The sequence below is a fragment of the Bradyrhizobium sp. SZCCHNR1017 genome, from assembly GCF_032381375.1.
Lineage (GTDB): Bacteria > Pseudomonadota > Alphaproteobacteria > Rhizobiales > Xanthobacteraceae > Bradyrhizobium.
The window spans coordinates 197,377-220,884 of record NZ_JAUHIR010000005.1 but is presented as its reverse complement, the minus strand read 5'-3'; the positions used below and the strand labels follow the sequence as shown (position 1 = coordinate 220,884).

The 23,508-nt window shown below is 65.8% G+C and carries 21 protein-coding genes; 6 read left to right on the top strand and 15 right to left on the bottom strand.

Going from position 1 to position 23,508, the window contains the following annotated elements; translation table 11 throughout:
- Positions 1-6 precede the first annotated feature (6 nt).
- The 7 genes from QW863_RS15515 to QW863_RS15485 form a co-directional block, all read right to left on the bottom strand.
- Positions 7-921, bottom strand: a complete 915-nt coding sequence (locus QW863_RS15515; RefSeq protein WP_315715631.1) for an amidohydrolase family protein — start codon at positions 919-921, stop codon at positions 7-9.
- A gap of 8 nt (positions 922-929) precedes the next feature.
- Positions 930-1,868 (bottom strand): NAD(P)-dependent oxidoreductase, encoded by a 939-nt coding sequence (locus QW863_RS15510; protein WP_315715630.1) that lies wholly within the window; start codon positions 1,866-1,868, stop codon positions 930-932.
- A gap of 2 nt (positions 1,869-1,870) precedes the next feature.
- Positions 1,871-2,566 (bottom strand): 4-carboxy-4-hydroxy-2-oxoadipate aldolase/oxaloacetate decarboxylase, encoded by a 696-nt coding sequence (gene ligK, locus QW863_RS15505; protein ID WP_011925385.1) that lies wholly within the window; start codon positions 2,564-2,566, stop codon positions 1,871-1,873.
- A 17-nt stretch (positions 2,567-2,583) separates the two neighbouring features.
- A complete protein-coding gene (locus QW863_RS15500; protein WP_315767947.1) occupies positions 2,584-3,609 on the bottom strand; it encodes an amidohydrolase family protein in 1,026 nt (341 codons plus the stop codon).
- Positions 3,610-3,657: 48 nt separating this feature from the next.
- Positions 3,658-5,034, bottom strand: coding sequence for an MFS transporter (locus QW863_RS15495; RefSeq protein ID WP_315715626.1), 1,377 nt, complete (start codon positions 5,032-5,034; stop codon positions 3,658-3,660).
- A gap of 444 nt (positions 5,035-5,478) precedes the next feature.
- A complete protein-coding gene (locus QW863_RS15490) occupies positions 5,479-6,378 on the bottom strand; it encodes a LysR substrate-binding domain-containing protein (protein ID WP_315715625.1) in 900 nt (299 codons plus the stop codon).
- A gap of 246 nt (positions 6,379-6,624) precedes the next feature.
- Positions 6,625-7,038 (bottom strand): TspO/MBR family protein, encoded by a 414-nt coding sequence (locus QW863_RS15485; RefSeq protein ID WP_315715807.1) that lies wholly within the window; start codon positions 7,036-7,038, stop codon positions 6,625-6,627.
- Between the two features lie 276 nt (positions 7,039-7,314).
- Here QW863_RS15485 and QW863_RS15480 point away from each other — a divergent pair, with 276 nt between their 5' ends.
- Both QW863_RS15480 and QW863_RS15475 read left to right on the top strand, forming a co-directional pair.
- The gene (locus tag QW863_RS15480; protein ID WP_315715624.1) at positions 7,315-8,274 is read left to right on the top strand and encodes a MoxR family ATPase; all 960 of its coding nucleotides are present in this window, start codon (positions 7,315-7,317) and stop codon (positions 8,272-8,274) included.
- A gap of 7 nt (positions 8,275-8,281) precedes the next feature.
- Positions 8,282-9,655 carry a vWA domain-containing protein gene (locus QW863_RS15475; protein ID WP_315715623.1) on the top strand — a complete coding sequence of 458 codons (1,374 nt, stop codon included), beginning with the start codon at positions 8,282-8,284 and terminating at the stop codon, positions 9,653-9,655.
- Between the two features lie 302 nt (positions 9,656-9,957).
- Here the strand turns inward: QW863_RS15475 and QW863_RS15470 are convergent, their stop codons facing one another.
- From QW863_RS15470 to QW863_RS15455, 4 genes are all read right to left on the bottom strand, one after another.
- Positions 9,958-10,233: a hypothetical protein gene (locus QW863_RS15470; protein WP_315715622.1), complete on the bottom strand. Its 276-nt coding sequence runs from the start codon at positions 10,231-10,233 to the stop codon at positions 9,958-9,960.
- Between the two features lie 700 nt (positions 10,234-10,933).
- Entirely contained in the window at positions 10,934-11,380 is a 447-nt protein-coding gene (locus tag QW863_RS15465) for a RidA family protein (protein ID WP_315715621.1), read from the bottom strand.
- Between the two features lie 21 nt (positions 11,381-11,401).
- Positions 11,402-13,093 carry a benzoate-CoA ligase family protein gene (locus QW863_RS15460; RefSeq protein WP_315715620.1) on the bottom strand — a complete coding sequence of 564 codons (1,692 nt, stop codon included), beginning with the start codon at positions 13,091-13,093 and terminating at the stop codon, positions 11,402-11,404.
- A gap of 165 nt (positions 13,094-13,258) precedes the next feature.
- Positions 13,259-13,753: a MarR family transcriptional regulator gene (locus tag QW863_RS15455; RefSeq protein WP_315715619.1), complete on the bottom strand. Its 495-nt coding sequence runs from the start codon at positions 13,751-13,753 to the stop codon at positions 13,259-13,261.
- Between the two features lie 305 nt (positions 13,754-14,058).
- Here QW863_RS15455 and QW863_RS15450 point away from each other — a divergent pair, with 305 nt between their 5' ends.
- Positions 14,059-15,243 (top strand): ABC transporter substrate-binding protein, encoded by a 1,185-nt coding sequence (locus QW863_RS15450; RefSeq protein WP_315715618.1) that lies wholly within the window; start codon positions 14,059-14,061, stop codon positions 15,241-15,243.
- A 20-nt stretch (positions 15,244-15,263) separates the two neighbouring features.
- Entirely contained in the window at positions 15,264-15,722 is a 459-nt protein-coding gene (locus tag QW863_RS15445; protein ID WP_315715617.1) for a cupin domain-containing protein, read from the top strand.
- 117 nt (positions 15,723-15,839) lie between these two features.
- Here the strand turns inward: QW863_RS15445 and QW863_RS15440 are convergent, their stop codons facing one another.
- From QW863_RS15440 to QW863_RS15425, 4 genes are all read right to left on the bottom strand, one after another.
- Positions 15,840-17,087 (bottom strand): flavin-dependent oxidoreductase, encoded by a 1,248-nt coding sequence (locus QW863_RS15440; protein WP_315715616.1) that lies wholly within the window; start codon positions 17,085-17,087, stop codon positions 15,840-15,842.
- A gap of 53 nt (positions 17,088-17,140) precedes the next feature.
- A complete protein-coding gene (locus tag QW863_RS15435; protein ID WP_315715615.1) occupies positions 17,141-19,489 on the bottom strand; it encodes a bifunctional salicylyl-CoA 5-hydroxylase/oxidoreductase in 2,349 nt (782 codons plus the stop codon).
- A gap of 87 nt (positions 19,490-19,576) precedes the next feature.
- A complete protein-coding gene (locus QW863_RS15430) occupies positions 19,577-20,413 on the bottom strand; it encodes an enoyl-CoA hydratase family protein (RefSeq protein WP_315715614.1) in 837 nt (278 codons plus the stop codon).
- A gap of 48 nt (positions 20,414-20,461) precedes the next feature.
- Entirely contained in the window at positions 20,462-21,223 is a 762-nt protein-coding gene (locus QW863_RS15425; protein WP_315715613.1) for an SDR family oxidoreductase, read from the bottom strand.
- 170 nt (positions 21,224-21,393) lie between these two features.
- Between QW863_RS15425 and QW863_RS15420 the strand changes: the two genes are divergently transcribed.
- Both QW863_RS15420 and QW863_RS15415 read left to right on the top strand, forming a co-directional pair.
- Positions 21,394-22,221, top strand: coding sequence for an alpha/beta hydrolase (locus QW863_RS15420; protein WP_315715612.1), 828 nt, complete (start codon positions 21,394-21,396; stop codon positions 22,219-22,221).
- Positions 22,221-23,507 (top strand): acyl-CoA dehydrogenase family protein, encoded by a 1,287-nt coding sequence (locus tag QW863_RS15415; RefSeq protein ID WP_315715611.1) that lies wholly within the window; start codon positions 22,221-22,223, stop codon positions 23,505-23,507. The genes QW863_RS15420 and QW863_RS15415 overlap by 1 nt, the downstream gene beginning before the upstream one ends.
- Position 23,508 lies beyond the last annotated feature (1 nt).

Sequence of the window (23,508 nt, the reverse complement as noted above, 5' to 3'; positions counted from 1 at the left end):
CCTCCTTCAGGATTCTTCGGGCCAGTACAGCCGCATCGGATTGTCGACCAGGAGCTTGTGCTGCAGCTCCGCGGTGACGGCGATATGCGGAATGAAGTCGACCAGCAGGCCGTCGTCCGGCATGTGGTCCTTCAGGTTCGGATGCGGCCAGTCGGTGCCCCACAGCACGCGATCCGGGAAGGTCTCGACGATGCGTCGGGCGAACGGCACCACGTCGCGATAGGCGCTCTGCTCGCCGTTCAGCGCCGGCGGTCCTTTGACCGAGAGACGCTCCGGGCAGCTCACCTTGGACCAGACGTTGCCGTGCTCGCGCATGAACTTCACGAACAGCTCGAACTCCGGACCATCGACCGGCTTGGTCACATCAGGACGGCCCATGTGGTCGACGACGACCGTGGTCGGCAGCGAGGTGAAGAAGTCCCATAGCTCCGGCAGGTCGACGGCTTCGAAATAGATCACGACATGCCAGCCGAGCTTGCTGATGCGGTTGGCGATCTCGATCAGCTCGTCCTTGGGCGTGAAGTCAACCAGGCGCTTGACGAAATTGAAGCGGACGCCGCGCACGCCGGCGTCGTGCATCGCCTTCAGTTCCTCGTCGGTGACGCTGCGCTTGACGGTGGCGACGCCGCGAGCCCTGCCGTTGGAATGCACCAGCGCATTGACCATGGCGCGGTTGTCGGCGCCGTGGCAGGTTGCCTGCACCACGACGTTGCGCGCGAAGCCGAGATGGTCGCGCAGCGCATAGAGCTGCTGCTTGGAGGCGTCGCAGGGGGTGTACTTGCGCTCGGGCGCATAGGGGAATTCGGCGCCGGGGCCGAACACGTGACAATGCGCGTCGACACTGCCGGCCGGCACCTTGAAGCGCGGCTTCGACGGGCCGTCATACCAGTCGAGCCATCCCGGGGTCTTCTGGAACTCCATGAGGTTCCCTACTCCTTGGACTTGATCTTGTTGAGAATGCGATCGGCCTCGGTGCGCCAGTCCGGGCTGCGCGCGAATTCCTTGGTGCCGCGGGTGCCGAACAGGCCGCCATCGGCGAGATCGGCGACCCAGGCCTGGCGCTCGGCGGTGCCTTCCGCCGACCACGGCGTCAGCCCGATGTCGCGCACGGTCTCGGCAACCTCCCTCACCTCCTCGGCGCGGCGGCGGCCATGCTCGATCACGCGCTGAAAGAAATAGGCGCCCTGCTTCTCCCAGTCGATGCCGGGGAACGTCTCCTGCAGCGAAGCCAGCACCGCGTCCTCGACGCCATAGGCGCGCGCGGTGGTGAAGCTCTCGATCACCATCGCCTCGAGGCCCTTGATCATGATGCTGCGGCACATCTTGGTCGCCGAGGCGACGCCGAGCTTGTCGCTGGCGGGCTTGGCGGCGAAGCCAAGATCGTTGAGCAGCGGCGCCAACTCGCGCGCGCCGGCGCCGCCGAGCAGCAGCGGCACCTTGATGCGATACGGCGGCACCGAGGTCATGACCGCGCCCTCGACATAGCGGCCGCCGGCGCCGTCGATCAGCGCGGCGGCGCGCTGCTTGGCGCCGGGCGAGGCCGAGTTGAAGTCGAGGAACCACGCGCCAGGCTTGATGGCTGCAGCGCAGGCCTCGGCGACGGCCACGTCCTGGCTGGCGGTCACCGCGGAGACGATGAAGTCGGCCTCCGCCGCCAGCTCCGCATGCGATGCGGCCAGCGTCACGCCGATGCTGTCGGCGTGGTCACGCATCGCGTCGCCGCGCGAGTCGGCCAGCTTGACGTCATAGGCCGAGACGCGCACGCCGTCCTTGCGCAGATCCTCGGCGAGGATCTTGCCGACCTCGCCGTAGCCGATCAGCCCGACATGCCATCGGTTCGAAGGATTTGGGTTGGACGCCGCGGTCATGCTCAATCGATGTATTTGAGCCCGGCCTTCGCCAGCGGCTCGCGCATCTTGTACATGTCGAGGCCGAGCACGCCGGACGCGAGCTTCTCGCGCTTGTCGGCCTCGTTGGCCTCGCGCGCAGCAGCGGCGTCGGCTGCCTGGTGGGCGACCGCGGCCGGCACCACGACGATGCCGTCGACATCGGCGACGATCACGTCACCCGGATTGACGGCAGCTCCGGCGCAGACGATCGGGATGTTGACCGAGCCGAGCGTGGCCTTGACGGTGCCGCGAGCCGAGATGGCGCGCGAGAACACCGGGAACTGCATCTCAGTCAGATCAGCAACGTCGCGCACGCCGCCGTCGATCACGAGGCCCTGGGCGCCGCGGGCGCGGAAGCTGGTCGCCAGCAAATCGCCGAAGAAGCCGTCGGTGTTCTCCACCGTGCAGGCGGCGACGACGACGTCGCCGGGCTGGATCTGCTCGGCCGCAACATGCAGCATCCAGTTGTCGCCGGGCTGCAGCAGCACGGTGACGGCCGTGCCGCACATTTTCGCCGTCGGATAGATCGGGCGCATGTAGCACTGCATCAGGCCGACGCGGCCCATCGCCTCGTGGATGGTGGCGACGCCGAACTTGGACAGCTTCTCCACCGCCGCCTTGTCGGCGCGGGTGATCTTCGTCTTGACGATGCCGAGATTGTTCATGGGGGTGCTCATATCGCCTGCCCTTTAGATTACTTGCCCTTGGCCTTCAACGCGGCGTCGAGCCGCGGGAACACGCGCCGTGCATTGCCTTCATAGATCTGGTGGCGCTGCTCGGGGGTCAGCTTGGCGGCCTCGATATAGCGCTTGGTGTCGTCGTAGTAGAAGCCGGTCTCCGGGTCGATGCCACGGACGGCGCCGATCATTTCCGACGCGAACAGGATGTTGTCGATCGGGATCACGCCGGTGAGCAGGTCGATGCCCGGCTGGTGATAGACACAGGTATCGAAGAAGATGTTGTTGAGCAGGTGATCCTTCAACAGCGGCTTCTTCAGCTCCTGGGCGAGGCCGCGGAACCGGCCCCAGTGATACGGCACCGCGCCGCCGCCATGCGGGATTAGGAACTTCAACGTCGGGAAGTCCTTGAACAGGTCCGACGTCAGGCACTGCATGAACGCCGTGGTGTCGGCGTTGAGGTAGTGCGCGCCCGTGGTGTGGAAGCAGGCGTTGCAGCTGGTGGAGACGTGGATCATCGCGGGGATGTCGAGCTCGACCATCTTCTCGTAGATCGGATACCAGTGCCGGTCCGACAGCGGCGGCGAGGTCCAGTGGCCGCCCGAGGGATCCGGGTTGAGGTTGATGCCGACGAAGCCGTACTCCTTGATGCACTTCTCCAGTTCGGGAATGCAGGTCTTGGGGTCGACGCCCGGCGACTGCGGCAGCATCGCGACGCCGATGAAATTGTCCGGGAACAGCTTGCTGACGCGGTAGCACAGCTCGTTGCAGATCGCGGCCCAGGTCGAGGACACCTGGAAGTCGCCGATGTGGTGCGCCATGAAGCTCGCGCGCGGCGAGAACACGGTGAGGTCGCTGCCGCGCTCCTTCATCTTCTTGAGCTGGTTGCTCTCGATGCTCTCGCGCAGTTCGTCGTCGCTGATCGAAAGCTCCGACGCCTTGGGCATGACGGAGGGATCCCTGATGCCCGCGATCTGCCGGTTGCGCCACTCTTCCAGCGCCTTCGGGGCCGTCGTGTAATGGCCGTGCACGTCGATGATCACGTCAGTCTCTCCCTCAAAGCTTCTGTGTCTTGCGGTGGCGCGCGCCGCTCAATGCGCCACCACGGCGGAGCCGACATCCTCGCCGCTGCCGCGGCCTCCCGGTCCCACGACCTGCTTTACCACAAGGGCGAGCGCCGCGATCAAGCCGGGAACCGCGATCACGGTGAAAATCTCGCTGAAGGTCAGGTGGCGCGCGGTCAGCTCGGCGACCAGGAATGAGCCGGCGATGCCACCGAAGCGGCCGATGCCCATCATCCAGGCCACGCCGGTGGCCCGGCCCTGGGTCGGATAGAAGGAGGCGGCCAGCGCCGGCAGCGACGACTGCGCCGTGTTCATGACGACGCCGGCGGCGAACACGATCACCACCAGGAAGCCCATGTTCCCGACCGCCTGCCCGATCAGGAAGATCGTCACCGCGGTCAGGGCGTAGCCGACCGCGACGATGCGGTTGGCGTTGAAGCGGTCCATCAGCAGGCCAAAGAACACCGCGCCGACGCCGCCGAGCGGGAACAGCGCCGAGATCAGGGTCGCGGTCTGCGGGTTGAGCCCGACATCCTTGAACAGGATCGGCATCCAGTTGATCAGCGAGTAGAAGATCACGAGCCCCATGAAATAGGTGACCCACAGCATCACCGAGCCGACGCGCAGCACCGGCGACAGCACCATGCCGATGCCGGTGGCGTTGACGCGCCGGGTGGTCTCGGCGTGCTCCGGCTCCAGCATCACGAACTGGGCGACATCGGAGGCTGCAGCCGATATCCGGCGCATCACCTTGCGGACGCGCTCGACGCTCGCGCCGCGCGACAGCAGGTAGTGCACCGACTCCGGCAGGATCGCGATCAGCAGCACGGTCAACACCAGCGGCGTGACGCCGCCGAGCACCAGCACGCTGCGCCAGCCCCATTGCGGGATCATCCACGCCGCGAGGAAGCCGCCGCAGGCCGCCCCAAGCGGAAAGCCGCAGAACATCAGGTTGGTCATGGTCGCGCGCAGCCGGCCCGGACAGTACTCGCTGAGCAGGGTCACGGCATTCGGCATGGCGGCACCGAGGCCGATGCCGGTGACGCAGCGGAGCACGGTGAGCTCGGTCAGGTTGGTCGCGAACGCCGAGGCCAGACAGGCGATGCCGAAGATCAGCACGGAGCCGACCAGCACCAGCTTGCGGCCGAGACGATCGGCGATCGGCCCCGCGAACAGCGCCCCGCCGGCAAGACCGAACAGCGCCGCGCTCAGCACCGGTCCAAGCGCCGATTTCTCGATGCCCCACTCCTTCAGGAGCGACGGCGCGATGAAGCCGATCGCCGCGGTGTCGAAGCCGTCGAGCAGCACGATGACGAAGCCGAGCGCGAAGATCAGCCACTGGAAGCCGGAGAACTTGTGGTCGTCGAGAAAGGCCTGGACGTCGACGCGGGCGGTCGTTGGCATCGCTTCTGCTTCCTTGGGTGCTGTTCTGGCGCGTTGGCCGAGGTCCGCAGGGCGCGCGATCCCTGACGGGATCGGCCCTGCTGCTTCGGCGGCTTGACCGGGTATGTGACCGAGCGCGCCGGCCCGCGCCAGCGCCCGGGGGCTTCTATCAGCTATTCTGAAACGGCATAAGATATCAGATGAGCCATGCTGATTTTAGAATGGGTCTGAACAACTCCGCTGTTGGCTTTCGCACGGCTCAGACACCGCGGGCTCCACCCTCCCCTGGAGGGGGAGGGTCGGCTCACGGGGAGCGAAGCGAGCCGTGAGGCGGGGTGGGGTGATCTCTCCAGATGCACCGGTGCCCATGGCTTCACCCCACCCCGCTCGCCCGCTTCGCGTGCGAGCGACCCTCCCCCTCCAGGGGAGGGTGGGCACCGGTAGAGCGGATACAGAGTGCTTCAGTTACCGCGGCAGCTTCCGGATCAGCGCGGTCGCCAGCTTGATGGTCTGCTGCGCCAGCGGCGTCGGGCGCTTGTGCGCCGAGGTGACGAAGCACAGCACGCTGGTCGGGGCGGGCTCGGTCAGTGGGCGGATGGCGAGCTCGCTGGCGCGGCCCGAGGCGGCGACGCCACTCGGGGTCAGCACGGCGTGGCCGTAGCCGGCGCAGACGAGATCGATGATCGAGGGCACGCTCGACACCTCCCAGGCGATGTCGAGCTTGATCCCGGCGAGCGCCGCCTGCGTCTCCAGCAGGCGCCGCATCGCGTGCACCCGCTCCGGCATGATCAGGCTGTAGCGCGACAGCTCGGCCATCGGCAGCGGCGCGGTGACGCGGCGCTTGCCCTTGGGCGCATGGCTCACCAGCGCCAGCGGCTCCTGCAGCACCGGCGTGATCTCGATGCCGGCCTGGGCCTCGGGATTGTAGACCATGCCGACGTCGATGCGTCCGGTGGTGACCCACTCCACCACATGCGTCGACAGCCCCTCGACGACGGCCAGTCGCGCCGCCGGATACTCCTTGCGGAAGCGATCGATCAGCGGCAGCGTCAATTGCCGCGCGATGCTCGGTGGCAGGCCGATGGTGACGCGGCCGACCGGCGCATCGCGGCTGGCGCCGAGATCTTCGCGCGCATGCGCCACCAGCTGCAGCACGCCGACGCTGTGGTCGAGCAGCCGCTTGCCGGCCTCAGTCAGCGCCACGCCCCGCCCGTTGCGCGCGAACAGCTGCTGCTTCAACTCCGATTCCAGCGCCCGCACCTGCCGCGACAGCGCCGGCTGCGCCACGTCGAGCACGGACGCGGCCTTGCTGAACGAGCCGAGCTCGGCGACCTGCACGAAATATTCGAGCTGCTTGAGATTCATGGGTGAACGCCTCGACCATCAAGCGTCAGTCTGCCGCGCTGCCCGCCCCACCCCCGACTGTCGTCCCTGCGAACGCAGGGACCCATAACCACCGGCCCTGATTGTTGAGCACGAAAGGCAACTCGGAGTCTTTTCCGACAATCGGCCGTCCGCGGTATGGGTCCCTGCGTTCGCAGGGACGACAGCGGAGGACGCGGCGGCAGCACACCCGATTGTTGACAGCTTCTCCCCATCAGCCGCCTCATCTCAATTCAGCACGTTCACCGCAAAATTCAGCGCCGACGCGAACGCGACCCAACAGGCATAGGGCACGAACAGCAGCGCCGCGATCCGGTCCTCGCGCCATTGCATCACGATGAAGGTCACGATCAGCACGAACATGCTGGCGATGATCGCGAACGCGACCCACATCAGATGCGCGGTGAAGAACACCGGCGACCAGGCGAAGTTCAGCACCAGCTGTCCCCACCACACCTGCATCACCGCACCGCTTTCGACCCGCTCATAGGTGCGCCAGCCAGCGACCGCGATCATGACGTAGAGCACGGTCCAGGCGATCGGAAACAGCCAGCCCGGCGGGGTGAACCAAGGCTTGTTGAGCGAGCCGTACCAGGCGCCGGGCATGTTGGAGGCGCCGATGATCCAGCCGCCTCCGACCACGAGAACCAGCAGGACGAGGAGATGCAGGATGGATCGGTTCATATTCCGCTCGGCGTGATTTGCAGGAGGAGGTTCTCGGTCCGGTCCGCTGGCGACCGGCAGCCATGCGGCCGAGGCACCCACGCGCGCACTGGACAGGGCTGCCCGGGACGCGTAGCCAGGACATAACACAATGCGAGGAAAAGTCAGGGTTTTCGCCTGACCACCAACGTCCAGGGACCGGAACGCCGATCACATCTGCGCCGGGTCCTGATACCAGGAAACGGAGTTTCGTCAGTGGCTGATTCCCCGGCCCCCTCTTCAGCCATCGCCTCGATCGCGGCCGTCGAAGCCGGCCTCGCCGCCCAGGGCTATATCGCCAGCCGCCAGATCGCCACCGCCGTGTACCTGTCGCAGGCGATCGACAAGCCGATCCTGGTCGAGGGCCCAGCCGGCGTCGGCAAGACCGAACTTGCCAAGGCGATCGCCGCCTGGCGCGGCCTCAAGATGATCCGGCTGCAATGTTATGAGGGGCTTGACGAGGCCAAGGCGCTGTACGAGTGGAAATACGCCAAGCAGCTGCTCTACACCCAGATCCTGAAGGACAAGCTCGGCGAGGTGCTCGGCGGCGCTCAGACCTTGCATGCGGCGCTCGGCCAGCTGCACGATTTCGGCGACGTGTTCTTTTCCAAGGAGTTCGTCGAGCCGCGGCCGCTGCTGCAGGCGCTGCTCGAGCCCAACGGCTGCGTGCTGCTGATCGACGAGATCGACAAGTCCGACGCCGAGTTCGAGTCGCTGCTGCTGGAGATCCTTTCGGACTTCCAGGTCACGATCCCCGAGCTCGGCAGCATCGCCGCCGCCAAGCCGCCGACCGTGATCCTGACCTCCAACTCCGAGCGCAACCTCGGCGACGCCCTGAAGCGGCGCTGCCTGCATCTGCACATCGGCTTCCCCGAGCAGCGGCTGGAAGAGCGCATCGTCGAGAGCCGCGTGCCCGGCATCTCGCAGAATCTGCGCCGGCAGCTCGTGGCCTTCATCCACGACGTCAGAACGCTCGACCTGAAGAAGCAGCCGTCGGTCAGCGAGACCATCGACTGGGCGCGCGTGCTGGTGCTGCTGCAGGCGGCCGAGCTCGGCCATGACGTGGTGAAGGATACGCTCAACGTGCTCTTGAAATACGAGTCCGACATCGAGGTGGCGCTGCCGCAGGTGACGACCTTCGTCGCCAAGGCGCAGCGCCAGAACATCTTCGGGTGAGGCTCTCATGCAGGAGAACCTGCATCGGTTCTTTCGGGCGGCGCGCGGCGCCGGCGTGCACGTGTCGCCGGCCGAGAGCATCGACGCGATGCGCGCTGTGGCGAGCGTCGGTCTCGCCGATCGCACGGTGCTGCGCGACAGCCTGCTGCTGACGCTCGCCAAGAGCGAGGACGAGAAGAAGGCCCTCGGCGCCTGCTTCGACCTGTTCTTCGCCCATGTCGATCCGGCGCAGGCCGAGGCGAATGACGAGACGCAGCAGGACGCGGCGTCGAATGAGGCCCAGTCGGCCCCGCCATCCGGAGAGCCGATCGGCGGTGAGGCGGACGCGGAGCTCGGCGCTCTTGCCCAGATGCTGCTGGCGCAGAACACGGCTGACATCTCGGCCGCGATCGCCAACGCGTCCAGCGCCGTCGGGCTGTCGGAGATCCGCTACTTCACCCAGCGCGGCCTGTTCTCCAGCCGCATGCTGGAGACGATGGGGATCCAGCGGCTGCGCGACGATCTCGATAGGCTCACCGAGACCAATCCGGCGTTGGCGGAGCGGCTGCAGGCCGGGCTCGACGGCCTGCGCGACACCGTGCGCGATGCGGTCGCGCAGTCGCTCGCGCTGTACGGCCGCGAGGAGACCGAGAACCTTCGCCACGAGATCCTGCGCAACGCGCAGCTGTCGCGGATCGAGCCGCGCCAGGTCGCGGAGATGCGGGCGCTGATCCGGCAGATCGCGCGCCGCCTGCGCGAGCGCTATGCGAAGCCGCGCAAGCGCCAGCGCCGCGGCCATCTCGACGTCCGCCGCACGCTCCGCCGCAACGCGGCCTGGGGCAGCGTGCCCTTCCTCACCGCGTGGAAGCGCCGGCACCGCGACCGCCCGAAGATCGTCGCGCTGTGCGACGTCTCGGGCTCCGTCGCCCGCGTCTCGGATTTCTTCCTGCTGCTGATCCACAGCCTGCACGACGTCGTCAGCGATGTTCGCTCGTTCGCGTTCTCCGGCCACCTGATCGAGGTCAGCGAGATCCTTGAGCAGAAGCCGGCCGAGGAGGCCATGGCCGAGATCATGCACAAGGTCGGCTTCGGCTCGTCCGACTACGGCTCCTCGCTGGTGGATTTCGAGAAGCAGTTCATGTCGTCGGTGACGCCACAGACCACCGTGATCATTCTGGGTGATGCCCGCAGCAACAAGCTCGACCCACGCGCCGACATCCTCAAAGCCATCTCCGAACGCGCCAAGCGCGTGGTCTGGCTCAATCCAGAGGGCCGCATGACCTGGGGCTGGGGCGATTCAGAGATGCCGCGCTACCAGACCTTCTGCAACGTCGTCCGCCCCTGCGCGACAGCTCAGCAATTGGAACGCGCTGTGAGCGACATCGTCTCGGCGTATCAGTAGCACTCCGCTCTCCCCACGCGTCATTGCGAGCGCAGCGAGGTGTCCGCCGAAGCCCTCTCGGGCGAAGGCGGAAGCAATCCAGGGCCGAGTGCGCGACTCTGGATTGCTTCGTCGCTGCGCTCCTCGCAATGACGCCATAAGTTCGTAGGGTGGACAAAGCCGTCGTGCGGAGTAAGCCGCACGATCGCGTGCCCACCGGCGGACCGTCCGCGAACAACGGCGGGCACGGCGCGATCAGACAGTGCCAAAAAACAATCGCGATCACGGCGCGCCTTTGCCCACCCTACGCACCGGGAGCGGAGCTACCGTCCCCCCGCGGCCCGCTTCAGCAACGCCGCGCGCTGCTGATCTGTAAAAGTCACACCCGACTTCTTCTCGACCACCCGCACGGCCCATGACCGCATCGGATCGTCATCCACCCGCGCCGGCTCGCGCAGGATGGCGACGCCGATCTCCAGCATCTTGGCGTCGGCCTGATGCTCGATGCCGCCGCCCCCGGCCGTCGCCAATGCCAGCGCGCCGGCCGCGGCGCCGATGCCGGCGGCCAGCGCCGTCGTCACGAAGAGTTTCCAGTCCAAGTCCGCCCCCTGCTCTCACCCGCCACTGCGCCGTCACGCTCGAACAGGTTGATGTCTGCGACATGGCGATCCCAAGTCGTTCATTCGGCGGCAGGATCATCAGACGACCACAATTGTTCCACTAACGAAGCGACATGCCTGCGAACCGTGATGTCCTGTGTGACTGCCCGTCGCGTTACCATGTCGCAGCGCGCTGGCCTTGTGCCGTCGGGCAAATCACCACGATGCTTGCGCCCAACCTGCCCAGGCGAAGAGGGGCGTACGCGTCGTCACGATACGTGGGGCAGGCCGCGGTGGACGCCGTTGCATCATGCGCTTGTTGCGCGGACGAGTGATGTCGTGGCGTACGGTGAAGTCGTGATGTCCTGATACCCCGACGCTGGTATCACGTTCGCGACGATGCTCAGTGCATCGCGCGGATCATGGTGGCCAACAAGCCCGGCGCACCAGGGAGACCACGTATAAGCCGTCAAACATCGCGCAGGGAAGGCCGGCATGTTCGGCCCACCTGTGGTTCCTGCCCCGTGCATTTTCTGTCGCAGGGGGCCGCGGGTGTGGTGGACACCCGGCCTTCCCTGCGCCCTCGATTTTCGCCGGGGGTGATCGACCAGCAAAGCTCGGGCCGACCAGCCGCGAGAACGCGATGTCACGTTCCAAGTTCGACCGATCAAAGACCAGCCCCTGCCGGCAGCACGCGCCCTCAGCGCGGCACCACCGCAGTCGCCTCGATCTCCACCCGCGCGGCCTTCTCGACCAGCCTGACGACCTGCACCAGGGCCATCGCGGGATAATGACTGCCAAAGATCTCGCGATAGATCTTCCCAAGCTCCCTCAAATTGCCGAGATACTCATCCATGTCGACGACGTACCAGGTCAGCCGCACCAGGTGCTCCGGACGCGCATTGCCTTCAGCCAGGATCGCGGCGATGTTTTCCAGCGCCTGCCGGACCTGCGTCACAAAGCCATCGGCGAGCGTCTCGCTCGCGTCCCAACCGATCACGCCGCCGGTGACGACGATGCGCCCCTCGGCACTGATGCCGTTGGCGTAGCCCTTTGGCATCGGCCAGCCGCTCGGCTGCAGAACGCGCATGCCCTCGGCCTCATCCTGCTTCACCACGGCCAGCGTGGGCGCCTTGGTCGTGCTCACGAACGTCTCTCCTTGTCTCTCCTACGAGGCCGCGCCGGGCGACGGCGTAGCGGCAGCCTGCGCGATCTGCCGCAGGGCGAACCGCTTCAGCTTGCCGGTCTCGGTCTTGGGCAGTTGCGTCACGAACTCGATCGCGCGCGGATATTTGTACGGCGCGATCTCGCGTTTGACATGCTCCTGCAGCTCGGCCACCAGCGCCGGCGTGCCTTCCACCCCCGGCGCCAGCACGACATACGCCTTCACGACCATTCCGCGCGCGTCGTCGGGAGCACCGACGACGCCGCATTCGGCGACCGCCGCATGCGTCAACAGCGCCGCCTCGACGTCGGTGCCGGCGATGTTGTAGCCGGACGAGACGATCATGTCGTCAGAGCGCGACTGATACCAGAAGTAGCCGTCCTCATCCATCACATAGGTGTCGCCGGTGACATTCCAGCCGTTCTGGACGTATTTGCGCTGACGCTCGTCGGCGAGATAGCGGCAGCCGGTGGGACCCCGCACCGCGAGCCGCCCCATCGTGCCCGGCGGCACGTCGTGGCCCTCGTCGTCGACGATCTTGGCCTCGTAGCCCGGCACCGGCTTGCCGGTGGCGCCGGGACGGATCTCGTCCTCGACGGCACTGATGAAGATATGCAGCATCTCGGTCGAGCCGATGCCGTCCATCAGCTTCAGCCCGGTCGCCTTCAGCCAGGCGTCGAAGGTCGGCTTCGGCAGGGTCTCACCGGCGGAGACGCATTTGCGCAGCGAGGAGATGTCGCGCCCCTCGAGCTTGCTCAGCATCGCCCGATAGGCGGTCGGCGCCGTGAAGCAGATGGTGGCCTTGTAGCGCTCGATGGCCGCGAGCAGATCGTCCGGCGAGGTCTTTTCCAGCACGACGTAGGATGCCCCGATGTGCATCGGAAACAGCACGCCGCCGAAACCGAAGGTGAAGGCGAGCGGTGCGGTGCCGATGAAGCGGTCGCTCTGGCTGGCGCGCAGCACGTTGCGGGCGTAGCCGTCGCACACCGCGAGCATGTCGCGGTGGAAATGCATGGTGCCCTTGGGATCGCCGGTCGTACCGGAGGTGAATGCGATCAGGCAGAGATCGTCGGAGGCGGTATCGACCGCGGTGAACTCCGGGCTGGCATCGGCGATCAGCGCCTCCAGCGCGTTGGGCTGGCCGTTGCCCCAATAGACCACCTGCTTCAGCGCCGGCGCGATCGGGCGGGTCTTTTCCATCTCGTCGGCCAGCTTGCCGTCGCACAAGGCCAGCGCGATCTGCGCCTTCTGGATCGGATAGGACAGCTCCTTGGCGCGCAGCAGCGGCATGGTGGCGACCACGATGCCGCCGGCCTTGATGACGGCCAGATAGGTGGCAACCATCATCGGATTGTTCGCGGAGCGGAGCAGCACGCGGCCGCCGGGCACGAGACCGAGCTTGCCGACCAGGACGTTGGCGATCCTGTTCACCAGTGCCTGCAGCTCGCGATACGTGTAGCTGATGTCAGCGCTGATGATGCATGGCGCATCGCCCCGCCCCTCCTTGACCCAGCGATCGACGAAATGCGTCACGCAGTTCAGCCGCGGCGGATACTGGAATTCGGGCCGGCTGAAGACGAAGTCTGGCCACAGCTCACGCGGCGGCAGATTGTCCTGGGCGAAGGTGTCGACGTGGGCGCTATGCGCATGCGCGCTGGTGCTCTCCGGCTGCTGAACCTTGGCGGCAGTGGCCATCACACGCTCCTGTCTGAAGGGAAGGACGCCCGGCACGTTTCAGTCCTAAACATTTTAGACTTAAAACATCTAGGCGCAAGAGCCGAAGATTGTGCACTGCCCGCAAATTGTTTGAGCGCCTGCCGCGCGTGGCAGCGTGGCCTGCGACGTCCTGTCAGGCCCGCTTCAATCCTGCCGGCGCTGCACGGCCTTCTGCGCCGATCCCTTGGTCTTGGCGAGCAGCCGCATCAACTCGCGCACGTCCTTCTCCGTGAGATCGCCGAAGATTTCCGCGATCCAGGTCTCGTGCTCGGCCGCCATCTTGCGGAATTCGGCGCGGCCGAGCTTGGTCAGCCGGATCACCTGGACGCGGCGGTCGGTGTCGGAGGTGCGGCGATCCAGATGGCCGGATTCGACGAGGCGCTCGACCAGTCCGGTGACGTTGCCGTTCGAGACCATCATGCGCTTGGAGACGTCGGACAGGGTCATGCCATCAGGCGCCTTGTCGAGCTGCGCCATCAGGTCGAAACGCGGCAGGGTCACGTCGAAACGCTCGCGCAGCCGGCTGCGGATCTCGCCTTCGATCAGGGTCGTACAGGTGAGCAGGCGCAGCCACAGCCGCAGCTCCTCGGCATGGTCCTCGGGCAGCTCGACGGCCTTGGTCTCGGAATCAAGCGTCATGACGGAATCACTTGGGCACGTTCAGCCTCGTCTGGCGAGGCTCGTGAGTTTGACCTTCAGGACCTCCTGGGAGCAAGGAAAAATGTACCGTCATTTTGCGCAGGACGATGAGGCGGCAATTCCTTTAACCTTCAAGCAATTGGCGCGGCGCTTGCATGCGTGCCGAAACTGCCCCTTCCGCAAGCAGCTCGCTTGCAGCTGAGGGCGTCATCAGACTAGGCTTGTGACCAAGCTGCGGTCTGGCCCATCGTTTGGTCAGGTGCAAAAAACATAAACCTGAATTTCCGCATCCCGGGGGAGTTGTCATGAAAATGAGTTCGAAGCTGGCCGGTCTCGGCGTCGGTCTTGGCATTGCCGCGAGCCTGCTCGCCCAGCCGGCGCTGGCCGACGACAAGATCAAGATCGGCGTCATCGTCACCCTCTCCGGCCCCGCCGCCGCGCTCGGCGGCCAGGTCCGCGACGGCTTCAACCTTGCCATCAAGGACCTCGGCGGCAAGATGGGCGGCAAGGACGTCGAGGTGGTCGTCGCCGACGACGAGCTGAAGCCGGATGCCGCGATCACCAAGGTCAAGGGCCTGCTCGAGCGTGACAAGGTCGACTTCGTCGTCGGTCCGATCTTCTCCAACATGCTGCAGGCCATCCACCGGCCGGTCACCGAGAACAAGACCTTCCTGATCAGCCCGAATGCCGGTCCGTCCAGCTACGCCGGCAAGGAATGCAGCCCCTACTTCTACGTGACCTCGTACCAGAACGACCAGGTGCATGCCGTTCTCGGCAAGGTCGCGCAGGACCGCGGCTACAAGAAGATGTATCTGCTGGTTCCGAACTATCAAGCCGGGCGCGATTCCGTCGCCGGCTTCAAGCTCGACTACAAGGGCGAGATCGTCGAAGAGTCCTACGTTCCGCTCAACACGCTCGACTTCCAGCCTGAACTGTCCAAGATCTCCTCGCAGAAGCCGGACGCCGTGTTCACCTTCATGCCGGGTGGCATGGGCGTGAACCTCGTCAAGCAGTTCAAGCAGGCCGGCCTTGCCGACACCATTCCGGTGCTCTCGGCCTTCACGGTCGACGAATCCACGCTCCCTGCGCAGCAGGATGCCGCGGTCGGAATGTTCGGCGGCGCCAACTGGGCGCCCAATTTCGACAATCCGCAGAGCAAGAAGTTCGTCGCCGGCTACGAGGCCGCCTACAACAGCGTGCCCGGCACCTACGCGATGCAGGCCTATGACGCTGCGCTGCTGATCGACAGCGCCGTGAAGGCGGTCGGCGGCAACCTCAGCAACAAGGATGCAGTGGCCGCGGCGCTGAAGAAGGCCGATTTTGCCTCGCTGCGCGGTAACTTCAAGTTCAACACCAACGGCTATCCGATCCAGGACTTCTATCTGACCAAGGTCGCCAAGCGGCCGGACGGCAAGTTCCAGACCGAGATCGTGCAGAAGGTGTTTGAAAACTACGCCGACCGCTACGCCAAGGATTGCGCGGCCAAGTAACAGCAGGGAGCGAAAACGACATGAACCATCCGGAAATCGCCGGCATCACCCGGGCCAATGAGGGCATCCAGGGCATCTCCTGGAAAATTCTCGGCCAGGTCTATGTGCCGAAGAACCGCACCGAGCACAGCTTCTCCTGGCACGCGACGTTCCCGGTAGGCACCTTCGTGCCGCCGCACATCCACCCCGACCAGGACGAGTATCTCTACATCCTCGAAGGACGGCTCGACTTCTTCCTGGACGGCGCCGAGGAATACGCCACCGCCGGCGACACGGTGCGGCTGCCGATGGGCAAGCCGCACGGCATCTTCAACAAGTCGCAGCAGACGGCAAAGACGCTGTTCTGGGTGTCGCCGACGCGGCGGCTCTACGAGCTGTTCTGGGCGATCCACAACATGCGCGAGCAGAACCCGGACGACGTGGTGAAGCTCGCCGCCGAGCACAACATCCACTTTCTGCCCCCGCCTCCGGGGGCGTGAGTCTGATCTGGCGCTTGTTTCGAACTGTTGCGCAGAACGTAGCGCGCTCCCTCTCCCCGTCCTCACGGGGAGAGGGATGGGGCGAGGGGCAGCCGTTCGGGCAGTCTCAGATCGTTGCTACGACGCCTGCCGCGTTACCATCCGCGCGGCAAAGCCGGCCCGGCTCGCATAACCGCGCACGATACCCTCTCGGGCCTCGTAGTTGAGGATGGTGTTGATGTCCGTGAAGCCTTGCGGCGCGAGCTGCTCGACGGCATCGATGACGCCCTCGGGGCCGCCGCGGCGGTTCGACGCGACGATCTCGGCGGTCATCGGCAGCCGCTTCTGCTCATAGGCCATCAGCGCCTGGCGCGGATGCTCGGAGCGGGCCAAGGCATCGGCGAGCGCGCGGGCATCGAGAATGGCCTGCGAGGCGCCATTGGAGCCGACCGGGTACATCGGATGCGCGGCATCGCCCAACAAGGTGACGCGGCCGCTCGACCAGTACGGCAGCGGATCGCGGTCGCAGCAGGGATATTCCCAGAACTCCGGCGTCGCCCGCACCATCGCGGCGAAGTCGACCTGGGGAATGGAGAAGCCGTTGACATGCGGCATCAGCTCGTCCGTCTTGCCGAGCCGCGACCAGTCCTCACGCCGCGGCGGCGCGGTGTTGGCATCGCCGATGCGCACCAGCACGGCCCAGTTGGTGAGGCGGGTCGCGGGGCTCGAGCCCTCGGCGATCGGATAGATCACCGCCTTGGCGTTCAGGCCGCCGGCGATGATCATCGACCGCCCGGTCAGGAACGCCGGCCAGTCGGTGGCGCCGCGCCACAGCATCAGGCCGTTCCAGCACGGCGCGCCCTCATTGGGGAACAGCGTCTGCCGGACCTTGGAATGAATGCCGTCGGCGCCGATCAGGACGTCCCCGCGGACGGTGTGAACATGAGCGCCGGTGCGGTCGAAGAAATAGGCGGTCACACCGCCCTCGTCCTGGGTGAACGAGCCGAGCCGGCAGCCGGTGTGGACCTTCTCAGGCCCGAGCCGCTGCATCACCGCCTGATGGATCACGCTCTGCAGACGGCCGCGGTGAATCGAGAATTGCGGCACGTCGTGGCCGGCGTCGAGCCCGCGGGTCTCGTGCCAGACCTCCTGGCCGCGCCGAGTCAAGTAGAACAGCTCATAGGTCCGGATGGCGACTTCGTCGAGCCGGTCGAGCAGCCCGAGCTGGGCGAGCTCCCGGATCGCGTGCGGCAGGGTGTTGATGCCGACACCGAGCTCGCGGATTGCATCCGCCTGCTCGAACAGCTCACAGTCGATGCCGCGCGCCCGCAGCATCAGGGCCGTGGTCAATCCGCCGATACCGCCGCCAACGATGATCGCCTTCATCGCCTCTACTCCACTCGTACTTCTCGTACCGGGCAGCAGCGTGGCACGGAGCCTTACTCCGCCGCAAGCGGCTTCGCAGCCTCTGCCGTCAGCTCGGCCCGCGTTTTCGGCTTAGCCTTAATCTTCAGCTCCTCGAAATCCTGCCGGTCGCGGACGCTGTTGCGGAAGATTTGCTCCTTGCCCGGCAGATATTGCGGCGGACAGAACATGTCGGCGCCGTACCAGGCCGCGGCCTTCATCGTGAAGGCGGGGTCGACCAGATGCGGACGGCCGAGCGCGACGAGATCGGCGCGGCCGGCGGCCAGGATGGTGTTGACCTGGTCGGCCGAGGTGATGTTACCGACGCACATGGTCGCGACATCAGCCTCATTGCGGACCTGATCGGAGAACGGCGTCTGGAACATGCGGCCGTAGATCGGCTTGGCCTCGCAAACGGTCTGGCCGGTCGAGACATCGACGAGATCGACGCCGGCCTCGCCGAACGCGCGGGCGATCAGCACCGCGTCGTCACCAGTGACGCCGCCGTCGGCCCAGTCGGTGGCGGAGATGCGCACCGACATCGGCTTGTGCGCCGGCCACGCCGCGCGCATGGCGGCGAAGACCTCCAACGGAAAGCGTAACCGGTTCTCCAGCGACCCGCCGTATTCGTCCGTCCGCTTGTTGGTCAGCGGCGAGATGAAGCTGGCGAGCAAATAGCCGTGGGCGCAGTGCAGTTCGAGCATGTCGAATCCGCAAGCGTGGCCGCGTTCGGCGGCCGCAACGAAGTCGGCCTTGATCGCATCCATTGCCGCGCGGTCGAGTTCGCGCGGCACCCGGCTGTCCGGGAAGTACGGCAGCGGCGACGCCGACACGATGTCCCAGCCGCCCTGCTCCAGCGGACGGTCCATGCCGTCCCACATCAACTTGGTCGCGCCCTTGCGGCCGGCGTGGCCGAGCTGCAGCGCGAACTTCGCCCGCGAGTTCGCATGAACGAAACCGACGATGCGCTTCCACGCCGCTTGCTGCGCATCGTTCCAAAGGCCGGCGCAGCCAGGCGTGATACGCGCATCGCGGCTGACGCAGGTCATCTCGGTGAACAGCAGGCCAGCGCCGCCGATCGCCCGCGAGCCATAATGCACGAGGTGGAAATCGCCGGGCACGCCCTCCTCGGCCGAGTACATGCACATCGGCGACAGCACGGCGCGGTTGGCGAGCGTCATCTCGCGCAGCTTGAGCGGCTGGAACATCGGCGCGACCGGCTTGTCGACATCGACGTCAAACCCCTTGGATCGCACCTGGCGCGCGAAGGCCTTGTCGACCTCGGCCACGAAGTCCGGCGCGCGCAGAGTGAGATTGTCGTAGGTGATCGCTTTCGAGCGCGTCATCACGCCGAACGCGAACTGAACCGGATCGAAATCCCAGAAGCGGTCGACGTGCTCGAACCAGACCAGCGACACGTCGGCGGCGTGCTGGGTCTTCTCGACCTCCTCGCGCCGGCCATGCTCGTAAAGATCGAGCGCCGCCGGAATGTTGGGCGCGCGCTGCATGGCGTCAGCCAGCGCGATCGCGTCCTCCATCGCAAGCTTGGTGCCCGAGCCGATCGAGAAATGCGCAGTCGACTTGGCGTCGCCGAGCAGCACCATGTTGTCCTTGACCCAGCGCTTGTTGCGGATCATCGGGAAATTGCGCCACATCGAGCGGTTGATCAGCAGCGGATGGTCGCCGAGGAACCAGCCGAAGATCTCCTTCATGCGGTCGGCGGATTGCCGCTCATCGAGCCCGGTCAGGCCGGCCCGCTCGAAGGTCTCTGGATCGGTCTCGAAGATCCAGGTCGAGTGCCCCGCCTCGTATTGGTAGGCGTGCGCGATGAACGGACCCCACTCGGTCTCCTGGAAGATGAAGGTGAAGGCATCGAGCGGCTTGGTCGAGCCCATCCACGCGAACTTGTTGGCGCGCAGATCCACCTCCGGCTGGAAGTGATCGACGTACTTCTGACGGAAACGACTGTTGATGCCGTCAGACAGGATCAGGAGATCCGCATCAGCGAATTGCGACTCGTCCTCGAGGTCGACCTCGAACTGCAGGGTCACACCCAGCTCGCGCGCTCGCTCCTGCAGGATTCGCAGCAGCGTGCGGCGCGAGCAGCCGCAGAAACCATTGCCGCCGACCCGGTGGACCGTGCCGCGGAAATGCACGGCAATATCATCCCAGTAGGCGAACTCCTGGGTGATCCGCTGGTAGCTCGGCAGATCGTGCTTCTCGAAATTGTCGAGCGTGGCGTCGGAGAACACCACGCCGAAGCCGAACGTATCGTCGGCGCGGTTGCGCTCGTAGACCGCGATGTCGGCGCTGGGCCGCTGCTTCTTGAGCAATATCGCCGCATAGAGACCGGCAGGTCCGCCGCCGATGATCGCGATCTTCATGAGCGCCTCCACTGGAGAGCCGAGCCAATGAAAATTATTTTAGACCTAAAATATCTCCTGGCAAGTCCCTTCGGTTCCCGCAGCAGCTCAATTCCCCTGGAAGACCGGTTTGGACTTGGCGGCGAAGGCTTCGAAAGCGCGATTGAAATCCTCTGTTGTCATGCACAAGGCCTGGGCAACTGCCTCCGCCTCGATCGCCTCCTCCACCGACATCGCCCATTCCATGGCCAGCATGCGCTTGGTCATGGTGTTGGCGAAGGTTGGACCGTTCGCGATCTCGGTCGCCAGCGTCACCGCCTGGGTCAGCACTTCGGCCGGCGCAACGATACGGCTGAAGAAGCCCCAGCGCTCGCCTTCGTCCGCGCTCATGAAGCGGCCGGTGTAGAGCAGCTCGGAGGCGCGCGACTGGCCGATGATGCGCGGCAGGATCGCACAGGCGCCCATGTCGCAGCCGGCAAGGCCGACCTTGTTGAACAGGAAGGCGACCTTGGCACCGGTCGTGGCGAGCCGGATATCCGAGGCCATCGCGACGATCGCGCCCGCGCCGGCGCAGATGCCCTCCACGGCAGCCACGACCGGCTGAGGACAGGCGCGCATCGCCTTGACCAGATCGCCGGTCATGCGGGTGAACGCGGTCAGGCCCTTAGTGTCCATCTTCACCAGCGGACCGATGATCTCGAAAACGTCGCCGCCGGACGAGAAATTGCCGCCTGCACCGGCCACGACGATCGCCTTGACGTCATCGTCGAACGCGCAGGCCCGGAAGAAGTCGGTCAGCTCGCGATAACTCTCGAAGGTCAGCGGGTTCTTGCGCTCGGGCCGGTTCAACGTCACGGTCGCGACGCGATCCTTGACCGCAAGCAGGAAATGGCTGGGCTTGTAGTCCGCCAGCGGCACGGTGACGGGATTGGCCGGTCTCGACATGTAAGCTCCCTCTGTTCAACTGTCTTCGTTAGGCCAGGGCGCTGCGGCTCACACTTCGCCGCCGGCAACCGCGATCGCCTGCCCTGTGATCGCACCGGCACCGCTGCCGCACAGCCACAGCACGGTGTCGGCAACCTCCTGCGGCGTGATGAGACGCCCCTGCGGATTGTGCTTGGCAAGTTCGGCGATCGCTTGCTCCCGGCTGCGGCCGGTCTTTTTCATGATGTTGTCGACGCTTTCCGCGACAAGATCGGTATCGGTAAAGCCGGGACACACGGCATTGACCGTGACGCGCGTCGCGGCCAGCTCCAGCGCCAGCGATCGCGTGAGGCCGACGACCGCATGCTTGGCCGCGGTGTACGCGCTGACATAGGGATAGCCCTTGAGACCCGCGGTCGACGCCACGGCGACAATCCTGCCATAGGGCCTGCCCTTCATCGCCGGCAGCACCGCCTGCACGGCGTGGACGACGCCCATGAAGTTGATGTCCATCATGCGGTGGAACAGCGCGGTGTCGGATTTCAGGAACGGCGCCGATTCTGCGCTTCCCGCATTGGCAATCAGGATGTCGATCGGCCGACGCGCGGCGGCGCTTGCGGCTGCGGCATTGAGCGCCGCCGGATCGGCAACATCGGCGATTGCGGCGTGATCCGCGCATCCGGCCGCGACCGCCTCATCGAGCGTTGCGCCGTTGCGACCGACGATCGTCACGGTTGCGCCCGCAAGCTTCAAGGCGCGCGCGATTTCGCGGCCGATGCCGCGCCCGCCCCCCGTCACCATCGCATGCGCGGCTTGCGGAAGTCCGGACATGCGTGCGCCTCCTCTGATTTCGTTGGCAGGTCTCGACGGGGAAGTTATTTTAAACTTCAAATTTTTGCAACAACACGCCGGAAGCGGCTTGACACCTCGGTTACCGCGACTAGCGTTCAAGGGCCCGGAGCGAGCAACGTAGCGGCCTCGGGCATATCTCGGAGGTCTGCGTGCCTGCGTCGCAAATCTTTACCACGAAGGACGGCCGCTTCGGCTACGAGGCATCGGGGACGCCCGAGCAACAGAGCGTTGTGTTCCTGCACGGCATCGGTGGTGCCGCGCGCGCATGGCGTGGTCAGCTCGATTATTTCGGCGAGCGCTGCCATGCGGTGGCCTGGGACATGCCGGGCTATGGCCGATCCGCACGGCTCGACATGGTCAGCATCACCACGCTCGCCGCTGCGCTTCAAGATTTCCTGATCCAGATCGGCGCCAAGCAGCCGATCCTCGTTGGTCATTCCATCGGCGGAATGATCGTACAGGAATGGCTGACGACGCATCCGCAGGCCGCGGCAGCCGTGGTGTTGGCTCAGACCAGCCCGGCCTTCGGCAAGGCCGACGGCGACTGGCAGAAATCGTTCATCGAGGCGCGCCTCGGCCCGCTCGATCGGGGCGCGACGATGGCGTCGCTGGCGCCGGACCTGGTCAAGGAGTTGGTCGGCGACGATCCCGATCCGCGCGGCCTTGAAATTGCAACCTCCTGCATGGCCGGCGTACCCGAGACAAGCTATCGCGCCAGCATGCTGGCCCTGCTCGGTTTCGACCGGCGACAAGCCTTGAAGGACATCAAGGTGCCGGCGCTGGTGCTCTCGGGCTCGAAGGATCGCAACGCGCCGGCGCCGATGATGGAGAAGATGGCGAGCTTCATTCCTTCGTCCGACTACGTCGAACTTCAGGGCGCCGGTCATCTCGTCAATCTCGAACGGCCCGGCGATTTCAACGCCGCACTCGATACGTTCCTGACGGCACGTGCAACACCAGCGACAGCGGAGAGATGATGACGATCCCGGTCCAGAAGACGGCGACAGCCTCCGGCGAAGCCCTCGATGCTCCGATGTTCGATCCGGCGGCATATCGGCTCACGGCCGAGCAGGCCGACATCATCGCACGGGCCCGGGAACTCGGGCAGAGCGTGCTGGCGGGCCGCGCCGCGACCTGGGATCGCGAGGCGAGCTTTCCGACTGAGAACTACAAGGACCTGCATCGCGCGGGCCTGCTCGGCATCTCCGTTCCCAAGGCTCTCGGCGGCCTCGGTGCGGGCTACCAGACCTATGCACTCACCGCCGCCGAGATCGGCCGCTATTGCGGCGCCACCGCGCTGACCTGGAACATGCACGTCTGCTCGACCCTGTGGTCCGGACCGCTCGCCGACGATCTCGACATGGACGAGGACGTCCGCGCCGAGCACGAGCGGCGGCGCGCGATCCACTACAAGCGCATCGTCGACGACGGCGCGATCTATTCGCAGCCGTTCTCGGAGGGCGGCGCGGCGGCAGCGGGCGGCGTCGCGTTCGGCACCGAGGCCAAGCCGGTCAAGGGCGGCTGGCTGATCAACGGCAAGAAGATCTTCGCCTCGCTTGCCGGACACGCAGATTATTATGGAGTGCTATGCACCGAAGTCAGCGAGGGTGAGAAGGCGTCCCGCCGCAACACGCTCTATCTCGCTGTGCCGGCGAAAACGGAGGGCGTCTCTGTCGTCGGTGACTGGGATCCGCTGGGCATGCGCGGCACGGTGTCACGCACACTGCTGTTCAAGGATGTCTTCGTTGCGGAGGACGCCGCCTTGATGCCGCGCGGCGTCTACTTCCAGGCAGCGATGCGCTGGCCGCACATGTTCATGACGCTGTCGCCGACCTATATGGGGCTGGCGCAGGCCGCGTATGACTTCACCGTCAAATATCTGCGCGGCGAGGTGCCGGGCATGCCGCCGGTCAAGCGGCGGATGTACCCGACCAAGCAGATCGCGGTCGCGCAGATGCAGATCAAGCTGGAACAAGTCAAAGGCATCTGGTTCCAGGCCGTCACCGAGGCACGCGCCAATCCGACGAAGGAGCAGGTGCTGCGCGCCTATGCGGCGCAGTACTCGGTGATGGAGGGGGCCAATGATCTGGCGGCGCTCGCCATTCGCACCTGCGGCGGACAATCGATGCTGAAGACGCTGCCGCTGGAGCGCATCTATCGCGATAGCCGTTGCGGCTCCCTGATGTTGCCCTGGACCGCGGAATTGTGCCTCGACCGCATCGGCCGCGAGGCACTGTACGAGCCCGGCGAGACGGACGACTGAG

What these genes read in the sequence shown, in the direction of transcription:
- QW863_RS15515 (WP_315715631.1), bottom strand. Translation starts at nt 921, where the DNA reads ATGGAGTTCCAGAAGACCCCGGGATGGCTCGACTGGTATGACGGCCCG.
- ligK (WP_011925385.1), bottom strand. Translation starts at nt 2,566, where the DNA reads ATGAGCACCCCCATGAACAATCTCGGCATCGTCAAGACGAAGATCACC.
- QW863_RS15495 (WP_315715626.1), bottom strand. Translation starts at nt 5,034, where the DNA reads ATGCCAACGACCGCCCGCGTCGACGTCCAGGCCTTTCTCGACGACCAC.
- QW863_RS15450 (WP_315715618.1), top strand. Translation starts at nt 14,059, where the DNA reads ATGAAAATGAGTTCGAAGCTGGCCGGTCTCGGCGTCGGTCTTGGCATT.
- QW863_RS15455 (WP_315715619.1), bottom strand. Translation starts at nt 13,753, where the DNA reads ATGACGCTTGATTCCGAGACCAAGGCCGTCGAGCTGCCCGAGGACCAT.
- QW863_RS15460 (WP_315715620.1), bottom strand. Translation starts at nt 13,093, where the DNA reads ATGGCCACTGCCGCCAAGGTTCAGCAGCCGGAGAGCACCAGCGCGCAT.
- QW863_RS15415 (WP_315715611.1), top strand. Translation starts at nt 22,221, where the DNA reads ATGACGATCCCGGTCCAGAAGACGGCGACAGCCTCCGGCGAAGCCCTC.
- QW863_RS15490 (WP_315715625.1), bottom strand. Translation starts at nt 6,378, where the DNA reads ATGAATCTCAAGCAGCTCGAATATTTCGTGCAGGTCGCCGAGCTCGGC.
- QW863_RS15445 (WP_315715617.1), top strand. Translation starts at nt 15,264, where the DNA reads ATGAACCATCCGGAAATCGCCGGCATCACCCGGGCCAATGAGGGCATC.
- QW863_RS15475 (WP_315715623.1), top strand. Translation starts at nt 8,282, where the DNA reads ATGCAGGAGAACCTGCATCGGTTCTTTCGGGCGGCGCGCGGCGCCGGC.
- QW863_RS15435 (WP_315715615.1), bottom strand. Translation starts at nt 19,489, where the DNA reads ATGAAGATCGCGATCATCGGCGGCGGACCTGCCGGTCTCTATGCGGCG.
- QW863_RS15430 (WP_315715614.1), bottom strand. Translation starts at nt 20,413, where the DNA reads ATGTCGAGACCGGCCAATCCCGTCACCGTGCCGCTGGCGGACTACAAG.
- QW863_RS15510 (WP_315715630.1), bottom strand. Translation starts at nt 1,868, where the DNA reads ATGACCGCGGCGTCCAACCCAAATCCTTCGAACCGATGGCATGTCGGG.
- QW863_RS15425 (WP_315715613.1), bottom strand. Translation starts at nt 21,223, where the DNA reads ATGTCCGGACTTCCGCAAGCCGCGCATGCGATGGTGACGGGGGGCGGG.
- QW863_RS15440 (WP_315715616.1), bottom strand. Translation starts at nt 17,087, where the DNA reads ATGAAGGCGATCATCGTTGGCGGCGGTATCGGCGGATTGACCACGGCC.